Source organism: Mesorhizobium sp. B263B2A, from assembly GCF_020165775.1.
GTDB classification, from domain to species: Bacteria; Pseudomonadota; Alphaproteobacteria; order Rhizobiales; family Rhizobiaceae; genus Mesorhizobium; species Mesorhizobium opportunistum.
Genome location: NZ_JAIUIU010000009.1, coordinates 16,611 through 29,309 on the forward strand (window position 1 = coordinate 16,611; position 12,699 = coordinate 29,309).

Genomic DNA, 12,699 nt, shown 5'->3' on the forward strand with positions numbered 1-12,699 from the left:
GGCTTGCTGCGCTTCCGGTACTCACGTACCCAAACGTACGCTCCGTTCCGGTTCTCGGAACCCACCATTCTCGGCGCCGCCTGACCTGAATCTCAACACATCCTTGGCGTTGCAGGCGCCTTCACTGCTGCACCTTCACGCCGAGATAGATGCTGTTGGCGGTGTAGTCGCGGCCTGGCAAATTGCTGGTCAGCTTTTCGGTCCTCACCTTGCTGGTGAGCCCGGCATAGCGGTTCAGCCACCAGGTCAGCCCGGCCTCGGCGCTCAAAATCCTGTCGTGGCCGTCGATGCCGACATAGTTGCGCCAGTCGAGGCCCAGGGCCGCGTTGCCGGTGAGGTTGGCACGGATCTGCCGCTCGCCGGTCAAGCGGCCGGAATAGAGGATGTCGCCGCTTTCACCTGCGGCGGTCGTGGTCTCGACAGTGGTACTGCCGGTCAGGCCGATCGTGGTGCCGCGCTCGGGCGACCATTTGAGGGCGGCGTTGACGGTGGCGCCTGAAATCGGCTCCAGGCTCTTGTCATCGATCGCTTCGCGCAGCCACCCCGCCGAGAATTCGCCCGAGAGCTTCTCGCCCATGTCGAGCTGCAGGCCGGCACGGGCGCCGAGCCGCGTCGAGGAACGCTCAAAGCCTTCGTTGTCGATGCGCTGATCGTAGATGCGGCGGCCGACCTCGATTTCGCTGAACGGGGTGAGGGCGGGGGAGATTTCGTAACCGGTGCGCAAAGTCGCCGTATAGAGCGTGTTGTCCTGGTCCTTCTGCGAGAGCGAGGTGCCGTCCGAAAGCTTGGCGTCGCCGTAGAAGTCGTGCGCAACCGCGCCGGTCAGCGTGTACTGCATCTTGCCGACCGCCTTTTCGACGGCAAGGCTGCCATCGACGGTCTGCCGCAGCGGCTGGGTGCTGACGCCGGCAATGGCGTCCGGCGATGACGCCGATTCCGGCACGGCCTCGTAGCCGAGCTTGGCGATGGCGCGCAGTTCGTTGTCGAGATCGACATTGTACTGGCCTTCGATGCGGCCCTGCGCATTGTGAACCGGGTAGCCCGACACCGTCTCGCGGAACAAGCCGTAGCCGTCGATGACAGCGGTGTTCTCGCGCCAGTCGGAAGTGGCGGAAAAGCGCAGCGCCGTCTCCGACAGCAGCGCCGATTTGCCGGCGCTGCTCGAATCGCCATTCGACGTGGCGGTCAGGCCCTGTTCGATCGTCGGCCGGATGACGAAGGAACCCCATTTGACGCCGGGGGCGGCGAACGGGTCGTCCTCTGGCTTCTTCTTCTGGCCTTCGATGGCGTCGGTGCGCTCGGCACCGGGGTCGAGCTTTTGCTTGTCGGCGCTGTCGATGGTGCGGGCACGGCGGTTGGCCGTCTCCTCGCCCGTGTCCGTCGTATCGGCTGCATCCGTCGTGGAGACCGTCGTTGAAGCGGTGATATCAGTGGACGTCGTTTTTTTCTTTTTCGACTTGTCTGCCGCCTTGTCGGAAATCTTGGAACCCGCCTTGGTCTTGTCCTGATCCGCCTTCCCGGCAGTCGATGGACGGCGGCGAGGCTTGGCCGGCTTCGAAGTGTCGGCAGAGCTATCGTCGGTCGCCTGCGGCGGGTCGAAAATGCTGCCGGACGGGCTTGCGTCGTTGCTGTCCGTATCGTCAGGCACGGCGCCGGCGCTGGTCGGCAGATAGGTGTCGGCCTGTGCGTCCTGCACGGCGTTGGCTGGTGCCTGCTGGCCCTGCCTTGCCAAGGCAAGCTGCCGCGCCTTGCGCTGCTGGTCGGACAGGATCGCCGATTCGGACACCTCGCCGCGCAGTTCCGTCTCCTGGGCATGCAGCGGTGCCGGGTGCAGCAAGGCAAACATGCTGGTCGCCAGCAGCAAGGCGCAGACCGCCTTGCCCTGTCGTCCTGTCGATTTTTCTGGCTGGACCCCGGACATCGCCACCACTGCTTGCGCGGCGCCTTGAGCGCCATACTTACCGAACCGTAAATGGGGATGGTTAACGGAGGGTTGAGACGGGCCCCTTACCGGGTCCCGGATGCCGATTTCGAAAGGGAATCATACCGCCTTCGTCAAGCTTCCTGTTTTCATGCCTGTCGCTGGCCCATTCCGTCTCACAGCTCGGCCGATATCCGTGGGGCCATTTCTGTTGGACAGGCGGACGGCAAAGCGCTAATCGCATCAGCCATGCATGCGAAATCCCTCGATAAGAAGCCCCTGGACAGGCAGGCGTCGATCGCTTCGGCGCTGAGAACGGTGGCGACCGAACAGGCCGGGATCGCAGCCCTGGCCGAAGCGCTCGAGAACGGCCTGGCCGCACCTTTCGCCCAGGCCGTCGACATGATCTCGAAGATCGAAGGCCGGCTCATCGTCACCGGTGTCGGCAAAAGCGGCCATATCGGTTCGAAGATCGCGGCGACGCTTGCCTCGACCGGCACGCCGGCTTTCTTCGTCCATCCGGTCGAGGCCAACCATGGCGATCTCGGCATGATCGCCAGGGACGACGCCATCATCGCCATCTCATGGTCTGGCGAGAGCAAGGAGATGCTGGGCATCGTCGCCTATTCCAGGCGCTTCTCCATTCCGCTCATCGCCATCACCTCCGGCGAGACATCGGCGCTGGCGCGGGCCGCCGACGTCGTGCTGCTTTTGCCACGCACCCCGGAGGCCTGTCCGCACGGCCTGGCGCCGACGACGTCGACCGTGCTGCAACTGGTCATTGGCGACGCGCTGGCGATCGCGCTGCTCGAGGCGCGCGGCTTCACGCCGGACCATTTCCGCACTTTCCATCCAGGCGGCCAACTCGGCGCCAACCTGACCCTGGTCTCGGAGATCATGCGGGTCGGCGACCAGATTCCGCTGGCTTCGCTCGGCACCAAGATGCCGGAAGCGGTGATGACGCTGTCGCAGAAGAAGGTCGGCTGCGTCCTGATCGTCGACGCCAACGGCGAACTGGCTGGGATCATCACCGATGGCGACGTTGCCCGCAACCTGCACCGTAACCTGGCCGACGTCATCGTCGACGAGGTGATGACCCGCACGCCCAAGACGGTCGACCCGCAGACGCTTGCCGGTACCGCGATCGCGCTGCTCAACGAGCACAATATCGGCGCCCTGGTGGTGACCAAGAATAACATGCCGCTGGGCGTGGTTCATTTCCACGACCTGCTGCGCATCGGCGCCGCCTAAGGTATCGATATTCAGGTGAGGCCGGCCTGCAAACGACGGCTTTCTGCGCTTCCGGCCTTCGCCGACCGAAGCACACATGAGTGGCTGCGGCAATTAAGGCTACGGCCGGCATAGGCCGGTGCTCACAGACCCAAATGTCCGCTCCGCTCCAGTTCTCGAAAGCCATCGTTTTCGACGCGGCCTGACCTGAATCTCAATACCTTAGCGCAGTCTGAAGATTCAGACCCGCTCCACCGTGAGTTCCAGGTCTGTATCCGCCGCACTCGTGACACGGACCTGCGTGCCGGCGGGCAGATCCGGGCCGGAGACACGCCACAGCGTATCGCCGAGCTTGATGCGGCCACGGCCGTCCTTGATCGGCTCGGCGAGCGTCGCCATCTTGCCGATCATCTGGGCGCCGCGACGGTTGAGCAGCGGCTGGTCCGTCGGATCATGGCGCCCGCCGACCAGTTTCTTGCCGACATAGGCAGAGACCAGCGAAAGCGCGAGGAAAGCGAGTACCTGGACCTGCCAGGTCCAGATGGCCGCGTCCCAGATCAGCAGCGACACCGCGCCGATGATGAGCGCCGCGATGCCGATCCACAGCATGAAGATGCCCGGCGCGATGATTTCCATCACCAGCAGGACGAAGCCCAGGACCATCCAGCTCCACGGGCCGAGTTCGGAAATGACACGGTCGATCATGGTCTACTCCCAACCGCAGACATCAATTGTCGCTTGGCTTGACGACGGGCGGGCGTGAAACCTGCCGCTGCGTGCCGGCCGGGCCATCGCCCTTGAACACTTCCCTGGCGATCTCGCCGATACCGCCGAGCGAACCGATCAGCGACGACGCCTCGAAAGGCATCAGCACGATCTTGCTGTTGGTGGCCGAGCCGATCTTGCCCAGTGCCTCGGTGTATTTCTGGGCGACGAAGTAGTTCAGCGCCTGCACGTCGCCCTTGGAAATGGCTTCCGACACCACCTGGGTGGCGCGGGCTTCCGCTTCGGCCGAGCGTTCTCGCGCCTCGGCGTCGCGGAAGGCGGCTTCCTTGCGGCCCTCGGCTTCGAGGATCTGCGACTGCTTGAGGCCTTCGGCGGCGAGAATCTGCGCGCGCTTGTTACGCTCGGCGGTCATCTGGCGGCCCATCGATTCGATCAGGTTGGCCGGCGGGTTGATGTCCTTGATCTCGACGCGGGTGATCTTGATGCCCCACGGATGCGCCGCCTCGTCGACGACACGCAGCAAGCGCTCGTTGATGGCGTCGCGGTTGGACAACAGTTCGTCGAGGTCCATCGAACCCATGACGGTACGGATGTTGGTCATCGTCAGGTTGAGGATGGCGTTCTGCAGGCCGGCAACCTGATAGGCGGCCTGTGCCGCGTTGAGGATCTGATAGAAAGCGATCCCGTCAACACCGACAATGGCGTTGTCGCGGGTGATGATCTCCTGGCTCGGAACGTCGAGCACCTGCTCCATCATGTTCAGCTTGGCGCCGATGCGGTCGACAAACGGCGTGATGATGTTGAGGCCCGGGCTCAGTGTTCTGGTGTAACGGCCAAAACGTTCGACGGTATAGTTGTAGCCTTGCGGAATTGTCTTGATACCTTTGAACAGCACCAGCACGACAAGCGCGACCAGAACTACGACCGCAATATCGAAACCACTGAAATCCATTTGGCTCTCCCTCAGAGGCAAGCCGCGCGAGCCATTCCCGCGCAGCCGGCTTCAGCAAAGACTTAAGTGTGTTTCAGCAATGTTACAATCAGGTGATGAGGGATTGTTTGCGGGTCTGCAGCTAGCGGTTGAAGGCAAACAGGCCTGCATCCGTGTCGTCGAAGCCGCCGATGGAGGCTGAGACGATCTCCGAGGCAATCCGCGAGAAGGTGATGCCGTTGCCGCCGTAGCCCATCACGGCATGGATGCGTGGGTGCCTCGGAATGGCGCCGATATAGGGCAGGCCCGTGGTCGTGGTGCCGAAGGAACCGGTCCAGGCAAATTCAGGCCTGACGTCGAGACGTGGAAACAGCCGGCTAAGTTTTGCGGCGATGCGCGCGCTCTTGTCGGCGATCAGTTCGTCGCGGCGTGCCTCGTCGATGAAGTCCTCGTCCTCGCCGCCGCAGATGACCCTGCCGTCGGCTGTCGCCCTGGCGTAGAGATAGGGCTCGGATGCTTCCCAGATGAAAGCTGCCTGCGGCCAGAGCTTTCGCGGCTGCGGGCGTGTCGCTATGGCCCAGGTCGAGATGATCCGGTGAGCGGCCGCCGGCACGATGTCGACCAGTTCATAGCCGGTGGCCAGAACAACATGCCGCGCCGTGATCGTCGGGCCACCCTTGGTCGCCACGACCACCGCGTCGGCATTATCCTCGATCGTTGTTGCCTCGACGGGGGCGTGGAAACGTGCCTTGCGCTCCAACGCCTTCAACAGCAGCCCGGCGGTCAGCTTGCGCGGGTCGAGCGCGATATTGCCGTGGCTGAGGATGGCGCCGCCGCGCTCGATGCCGTAGCGCTCGGCCAGCGGCTGCGGAGTGAGATAGGTTGCGGCGATACCCGCTTGCCGGCGCGCTTCGGTTTCGTCCCGCAGTTCCGAAGCGCTGAGCATGGTGCCGGCCAGATAGAGCGATTGGGTACGGCACAGGCGGCAGCCGATGGCCAGGTCCTGGATACGACCGGCCAGATTGGAAATGGCGAGCCGCGAGCGTCTCCAGGCCTGCTGCGCTTTGGACTCGCCGATCATCTTGATCAACACTGAAAGCGGCTGGTCGAGTTCGAATTCGACCAGTGCCGTGGTCGCGGCGGTCGAGCCTTTCACCGGTCCGCGCCGGTCGATGCAGATCACGGAATGGCCGTCCGCCGTCAGTACTTCGGCCATCATGGCGCCGCTGACCCCCATGCCGACGATCAGCACATCGGCCTTGGCGTCACGGCTCAGCGCGGTCGTCGGCACCGCAGGCGCCCGATAGGCGGACCAGACGGGCCGGCCAGTTCTCAGGTCGAGTTGGCGGGGCATCGAACGCTCCGGAAGGTGCGCCTCAACGCCCCGGAGTGGCCGTTGTTCCGAGGTCAGGCCCAGCCGGAGAGTTCGCGCCGCGCCATCGCCTCGATCACCGCCATGCCCTCGGCGCTGTCGTTGAGACAAGGGATGTGGGCGAAGTTCTTGCCGCCAGCATGATGGAAGGTTTCGGCGGCCTCGCGACCAATCTCGTCCAGTGTCTCGATGCAGTCGACGGAAAAGCCGGGATTGACGATGGCGATCGACTTCACGCCGTCCTTGCCCAGTTTCTCCACCGTCTTGTCGGTATAGGGCTGCAGCCATTCCTGCGCGCCGAAGCGCGACTGGAAGGTGATGATCAGTTTCTTGTCATCCCAGCCGAGCCGTTCGCGCAGCAGGCGTGTCGTCTTCTGGCAGTGGCAATGATAGGGATCGCCCTTCTCGAAATAGGGCTTCGGGATGCCGTGATAGGAGGTGATGACAACCTCGGGTTCGAAATCGAGCGTCGCCAGATGCTGTTCGATCGAACGCGCCAGCGCCTCGATGTAGACCGGCTCGTCATGGTAGGACGGCACGCTGCGCACCGCAGGCGCGCGACGCATCTTCATCAAGGCGCGAAACAGCTGGTCATTGGCGGTCGCGGTGGTGGTCGCCGAATATTGAGGATAGAGCGGGAATGAAAGAATGCGATCGCAGCCTTGCGCGACCAGCCTCTCTACGACGCTAGCCGTCGACGGATTTCCGTAACGCATCGCCCAATCGACCACGACATTGGGCAGGTCGCGCAATGCCTCGGCCAGTTTCTCGCTCTGAGCGCGCGTATAGGTGCGTAGCGGCGACTCGTTCTTCTCCCGGTTCCAGATCCTGGCGTAGTTGGCGCCCGACTTCTTCGGCCGCATGGTGAGCACTAGGCCATAGAGGATCGGATACCAGATCGCCTTGTTGAGCTCGATGACACGCGGATCGGACAGGAATTCCCTGAGATAGCGCCACATTGGCTTGAAATCGGTACCGTCCGGCGTGCCGAGATTGACCAGTACGACGCCCACCTTGCCCGTCTTGACCGGCAGGTGGCCGGCAGGCAACGGGCCGATGGCTTTCGCGGCCTTGGCATCGACGAAGGTGGAAAGCGTCATAAGAGTTCTCCAGGAGACGCGAACCTAACCATCTTGAGCGCGCTTTCAATGCAGCGTCTGGCCGCACCTTAGCCTGAAAACACAAAACCCGCCGGGTTTCCCAGGCAGGCTTGGTGCTGGAAGAGGTAAAGTGAGGCTACTTCGCCGGGATGGTCAGCGATGCGCCGGGCATAAGCCGGTGCGGCTTCTGACCCTTGTTGGCATCATAGATGAGCTTCCACTTGGTCGCGTCGCCATAAGCCTTCTTTGCCAGGTCCCAGTAGGTGTCGCCGGCAACGATCACATGATTGCCCGTGGCCGGCGCGGCCTCGGCGGGTTTTGCCGGCTCGGCGGGCGCGGGGGCTGCCGGGGCGGGTGCTGCCGGTGCAGGAGCCGTCTCGGCCGGTTCAGCAGGTGCCGCCTCTGTCGATATGGCCGGCGGCTTGTTGGCGATATCGCCGGAGTTGGCGGGCAGTTCAGGCATTGCCGGCGCCGCGTCCGCGGGCTTTGCCGGTTCAGCCGGCTTGGCGGCTTCGGCCGGCGTTGGCTTCGCCGGTTCGGCGGGCTTTGCCGGTTCTGCCGCCGGTGCCGCCGCGACGGTCGCGGCAATCTCGGTGATGCGGCCGTCGAGCTTGGGCGTGTAGGGCCGATGCGCGCCGAGATAGTCGGCAACCACCTGTTCGAGGCCGGGGCCGTAGTCGTAGGCCTTCTTGGCCTTTTCGGCGAAGACCTTGTAGCCGTCGCCACCCTGGCGGACATAATTGTTGGTGGCGACCAGATAGTCCTTGTCGGGATTGATCGGCGCCCAGGCGCCGTTCTCCATCACTTCGACCGACTTGACCCGGCCGGCATTGGGCGCGACCGACTTGTCGAAGGAATATTTCAGGCCGGCGACCTGCGGGAAGCGGCCGGCGCCGTCCTCGATCTGGCTGAGGCCGCTTTCGAGGCCGACGACCAGGTCCTTGCCGGAGATCTGGAAGGTCGCCAGCGTGTTCTGGAACGGCAGCACCGTCAGCACCTCACCCATGGTGACGGTGCCCTTGTCGATCGAGGCGCGCAGGCCGCCGCCATTGGAGATCACGATCTCGACGCCCTGTCCCTTGACGCGGTCGAGGATGGCGTCGGAGACGAGGTTGCCCATCGCGCATTCATGGACGCGGCAGCTCTCGCGGCTGCCGTCGATCACGTCGGTGGTCTCGGCGACTTCCTTGTTCTTCAAGGCCTCGATCGGCGCTCCAAGCTCCTTGATGCGGGCGAGCACGGCAGGATCCGGCGTGATCGACTTGTCGAGGTAGATCGGATCGCCGCTCGCCGATTTGACGACGCCATTGTCGTCGAACACGACCTTGAACTCGCCGAGATATTTCGAATAGGACGCCGCCTGCACGACCGGCACCTTGTAGCCGTCGGGATTGTCCGCCATCGTCGGATAGGGGCCTGCCGCCTTCGGATCGGTATTCGACAAAAGCGTATGGCTGTGGCCGCCGACGACCACGTCGATGCCCGGGATCTTGGCGATGACGTCGCGCTCCCGGTTGTAGCCGATATGGGTCACGGCGATGATCTTGTTGACGCCTTGTGCCTTCAGCTTCTCGACCTCCGCGGTGATCGACTTGACGTCGTCCGCGATGGCGATGTTGGGCCCGGGGGAGGCGAGTTCGGGCGTGTCGTTGGTGACGGCGCCGACAATGCCGATCTTCTGGCCGCCGATCTCCACGACGATCGACGGCTTGATCTTGCCCGCTGCGCCGGACTTGTCGTTGGGCACGACATTGGCACTGACGACCGGAAACTTCGCCTTGTCGAGGTAAGGCACCAGCGCGCTCTCGCCGTCGTCGAATTCGTGGTTGCCGAGCGTCACAGCGTCGGGTTTTATCTGATTGAGGAATTCCTCTTCCACGGCGCCCTTGTAGGTGGTGTAGAACAGCGATCCCTGGAAGCTGTCGCCTGCATTGAGCAGCAGTATGTTCTGGCCTTCGAGCTTCTTGCGTTCCTGGGCGATCGCGGTGATCAGCCGGCCGGCGCCGCCAATGCATTCGCCCTTGGTCTCCTCATCGGCCGAACAGGTCGATTCATATTTGTTGTTGCCTTCGATACGGCTGTGCCAATCGTTGAAATGCAAAATGTTCAGTGTGTAGTCGGCAAAGGATGCGCCGGCCGACAGGCCAAGCGTCGATGCGGACAGGGCGGCAATGGCGGTAAGCTTTTTCATCTTCGTCTCCCGGCAGGCTGATCCGAGGCGTTTAACGCCCTTGCTTGACTGGCACATAACAGCCAGCATTTTGGCCATGTTCCCATCGCGTTTCGGCTGACGCAAGCGGAAATGCCGGCTGTATTTTCCGGCGAAAAACCCGGGGTATTTTCTAGCGAAAAACCCGGGGTGTTTTCTGGCGCAAAAAAGGGACCGCGGCTTGTTGACCGCCGTCCCTTGTGGGGCGCTATGAGGCGAACGCCCGCTCGTTCAGGTGCGTCGCGTCAGCACGAAGTTCTGGCCGGACGAACTGGTGCAGTTCAGTTGGCTGGTCGACACCAGCAGGCAGTTGAAGCTGACACCGGTCTGGCGGATCAGCGATGTGCCGTTGATCTGCACCGATGTGGCGCCGGTCATCGTGTAGCTGCCATCCGCCAGCTTCTGGCCGGTGTCGGTGGCCACAGTCGTGAATTTCCCGGCGGTGAAGGTCGACAGTCCGGTGCCCTTGGCGTCGATCCAGGAGCCTTCGACGCCTTTCGGCGAGGTTGCCATCGGCGGCTCGCCGGGACCGCTGGTGGCACAGGCAGCAAGCATCGAGGCCATGGCACCCGCCATGCCCATCGAAAGAACTTTGCGTGCAATAGTCATATGAAATCCTCTCCAAACGCATCGGCCCAAAAATCGGGTTCGATTTTGGAAAGCGCGATGCGAACGCCCAAAATGCTAGAGTGTGCCTTGTGCGCTCAACGGACGCACAAAGCTGTCTAGGCCGCATTCCTTCAATCGCCCGATTTCCGGGCGATTGCAAGGTAATGGGGCATGCTATCGGACGAGGATGTTGCGGAATTGCCACGGGTCACTGCGGTCGAGGTCCTCCGGGAACAGGCCTGGACGCCTGTCGAGCGGGGTCCAGTCGGTGTAGTAACCCTTGACCGGTCCGAGATAGGGCGACTGCACGTCGAGGCAGCGCCTGTAGTCCATTTCGTCGGCCTCGACGATGCCGGCGTCCGGATTTTCCAGAGCCCAGACCATGCCGGCGAGAACCGCCGAGGTGACCTGCATGCCGGTGGCGTTCTGATAGGGCGCCAGCTTGCGCGCCTCGGCCAGCGAAAGCTGGGAGCCGTACCAGTAGGCATTCTTGTCATGGCCGTAGAGCAGGACGCCGAGCTCGTCGACGCCGTCGACCAGTTCGTTCTCGTCGAGCACGTGGTGCACGGGCTGAGGCTTGCCGGCAGCGCCGAACATCTCGTCCAGCGACAGCATCGCGTCGTTGCAGGGATGGTAGGCATAGTGGCAGGTCGGGCGGTACTGGACCTTGCCCTTCTTGGAATGCACGGTGAAGAAATCGGCGATCGAGATGGCCTCGTTGTGCGTCACCAGCAGGCCGTACTGGGCGCCCGGCGTCGGGCACCATGAGCGCACGCGCGTGTTGGCGCCCGGCTGCTCCAGATAGATGGCGGCCTTGGAGCCATGCTTGTGCTTCTTGCCGTTCTTCGGCATCCATTTTTCGTGTGTGCCCCAGCCAAGCTCGGCCGGCTGCAAGCCTTCGGAGATGAAGCCCTCGACCGACCAGGTATTCCAGAACACATCCATCGGCTTCGGCTTCTTGGTGCGCTGCGTGTCGCGCTCGGCGATGTGGATGCCCTTGACGCCGGCCTTCTTCATAAGCTTGGCCCAGCCTTCGCGGTCTTCCTGCGCTGGCTCCGAGAATTCCAGGCCAAGATCGGTGGCGAGATTGACCAGCGCCTGCTTGACGAACCACGAGACCATGCCGGGATTGGCACCGCATGTGGAGACCGCGGTGGCGCCGCCGGGCTTGTCGTGCTTTTCCTTGATCAGGGCTTCGCGCAGCGCATAGTTGGTGCGGCTGGCATTGTCGGCCTTGGCGTCGAAATAGAAGCCGAGCCAGGGCTCGACGACGGTGTCGATGTAGAGCACGCCGAGCTTGCGGCAGAGCCGCATCAGGTCGACCGAGCCGGTATCGACCGACAGGTTGACGCAAAAGCCCTGGCCGCCGCCATTGGTCAGCAGCGGGGTCAGGAGCTTCTTGTAATTCTTCTCGGTCACCGCTTCCTGGACGAAAGCGATGCCGCGCTCGTCGAGCAGCTTGCGGTCGGTGTCGCGCGGGTCGAGGACCGTCATGCGCGACTTGTCGAACTTGAAATGGCGCTCGATCAGCGGCAGCGTTCCCCGTCCGATCGAGCCAAAGCCGATCATCACCACAGGGCCGGTGATCTCACCGTAAACGGGCCAGTTTTCAGTCGCCATTTTATCGAGCACTCCTCAAAAAACACTCCAGAACAGCCGCTTGGCCGCGGCGCGACAAACCATAGATCATTGTCACAATAAAGGGAAAAGCAGCGAAACGCTTGGGAGCGCCGCCGTGGAGGTGCTCGGCGATGCCACCGGGAGGCCATGGCCTGCCGATGGCGGATGTTGAGCCGGCGTCGTATCAGCGAGCGCCGCCGGACGCGTTGATGCGTTCGCCGGTCAGCCACGCCGCCTCGTCCGAGGCGAGGAAGGCCACGGTCGGGGCGATGTCGTCCGGCTTGCCGAAGCGCTGGCCAAGGGGGACGCCAGCGATCAGCATATTGCCGAAATCGGTGCCAACCATGCCTTCGGTCATTTCTGTATGGGTATAGCCGGGCGCCACGATGTTGACACGGATGTTGCGGGCTCCGAGTTCTCTCGACAGGCTAAGCGTCAGCGTATCGATCGCCGCTTTGCTGGCGGAATAGAGGCTGGTGTTTGGCACTGGGTTCCAGCTCGAGATCGTGCCGATGTTGACGATGCTGCCGCCGGTCTCGGGGAAGTGGCGCATGGCCGCCTTCGTGGTCAGGATCGTGCCCAGTACGTTGGTGTCGAAGAGCCGCCGATAATCCGCCTCACTGGCTTCCTCGAAAGTGCCGAAGCTGGCGGTCGCGGCATTGTTGATCAGAATGCTTGGCTTGCCAAATGCGATCTCGGCGGCCTCGAACATCTTCTCGACTTCGGCGGCATCGGCCACGTCGCCCCGGACCGCAGTAGCCTTGCCACCGGCGGCGACGATCTCCTTGACCGTGCGTTCCGCAGCCTCACGGCTGGAGGCGTAGTTGACGATGACGGCGGCGCCTTCCGCCGCCAGTCGTTTGGCGATGCCCGCACCGATGCCTCGCGCGGCACCGGTGACGATGGCGACCTTGTTGTTGAGCTTGCCCATTTTGGTTCTCCGAATGGATGGATGGATTTGACAACCGCCCAATTGGCCAT

General features: G+C 63.1%; 10 protein-coding genes. 1 reads left to right on the forward strand and 9 read right to left on the reverse strand.

The features are described from left to right. Positions 1–121 precede the first annotated feature (121 nt). The gene (locus LB568_RS16065; protein ID WP_224730598.1) at positions 122–1,921 is read right to left on the reverse strand and encodes an outer membrane beta-barrel protein; all 1,800 of its coding nucleotides are present in this window, start codon (positions 1,919–1,921) and stop codon (positions 122–124) included. Between the two features lie 249 nt (positions 1,922–2,170). Here LB568_RS16065 and LB568_RS16070 point away from each other — a divergent pair, with 249 nt between their 5' ends. Beyond that, positions 2,171–3,172 carry a KpsF/GutQ family sugar-phosphate isomerase gene (locus LB568_RS16070; protein WP_224730599.1) on the forward strand — a complete coding sequence of 334 codons (1,002 nt, stop codon included), beginning with the start codon at positions 2,171–2,173 and terminating at the stop codon, positions 3,170–3,172. A gap of 219 nt (positions 3,173–3,391) precedes the next feature. On the opposite strand, the gene LB568_RS16075 is transcribed toward LB568_RS16070, so the two are convergent. From LB568_RS16075 to LB568_RS16110, 8 genes are all read right to left on the reverse strand, one after another. After that, positions 3,392–3,856 carry an NfeD family protein gene (locus LB568_RS16075; RefSeq protein ID WP_013893137.1) on the reverse strand — a complete coding sequence of 155 codons (465 nt, stop codon included), beginning with the start codon at positions 3,854–3,856 and terminating at the stop codon, positions 3,392–3,394. Positions 3,857–3,878: 22 nt separating this feature from the next. Further along, the gene (locus LB568_RS16080; protein ID WP_140570896.1) at positions 3,879–4,829 is read right to left on the reverse strand and encodes an SPFH domain-containing protein; all 951 of its coding nucleotides are present in this window, start codon (positions 4,827–4,829) and stop codon (positions 3,879–3,881) included. 121 nt (positions 4,830–4,950) lie between these two features. Next, complete coding sequence (locus LB568_RS16085; RefSeq protein WP_140570894.1) at positions 4,951–6,162, reverse strand: NAD(P)/FAD-dependent oxidoreductase; 1,212 nt, start codon at positions 6,160–6,162, stop codon at positions 4,951–4,953. 53 nt (positions 6,163–6,215) lie between these two features. Next, positions 6,216–7,280, reverse strand: coding sequence for a ferrochelatase (hemH, locus tag LB568_RS16090; RefSeq protein WP_140570892.1), 1,065 nt, complete (start codon positions 7,278–7,280; stop codon positions 6,216–6,218). A 136-nt stretch (positions 7,281–7,416) separates the two neighbouring features. Next, complete coding sequence (locus tag LB568_RS16095; RefSeq protein ID WP_224730600.1) at positions 7,417–9,471, reverse strand: bifunctional metallophosphatase/5'-nucleotidase; 2,055 nt, start codon at positions 9,469–9,471, stop codon at positions 7,417–7,419. 249 nt (positions 9,472–9,720) lie between these two features. Beyond that, the gene (locus LB568_RS16100; RefSeq protein WP_140570888.1) at positions 9,721–10,098 is read right to left on the reverse strand and encodes a hypothetical protein; all 378 of its coding nucleotides are present in this window, start codon (positions 10,096–10,098) and stop codon (positions 9,721–9,723) included. A 174-nt stretch (positions 10,099–10,272) separates the two neighbouring features. Then, on the reverse strand, positions 10,273–11,718 hold the full coding sequence (locus LB568_RS16105) for a homospermidine synthase (RefSeq protein ID WP_224730601.1): 1,446 nt from the start codon (positions 11,716–11,718) through the stop codon (positions 10,273–10,275). Between the two features lie 184 nt (positions 11,719–11,902). Further along, a complete protein-coding gene (locus tag LB568_RS16110) occupies positions 11,903–12,649 on the reverse strand; it encodes an SDR family NAD(P)-dependent oxidoreductase (protein WP_013893144.1) in 747 nt (248 codons plus the stop codon). Positions 12,650–12,699 lie beyond the last annotated feature (50 nt).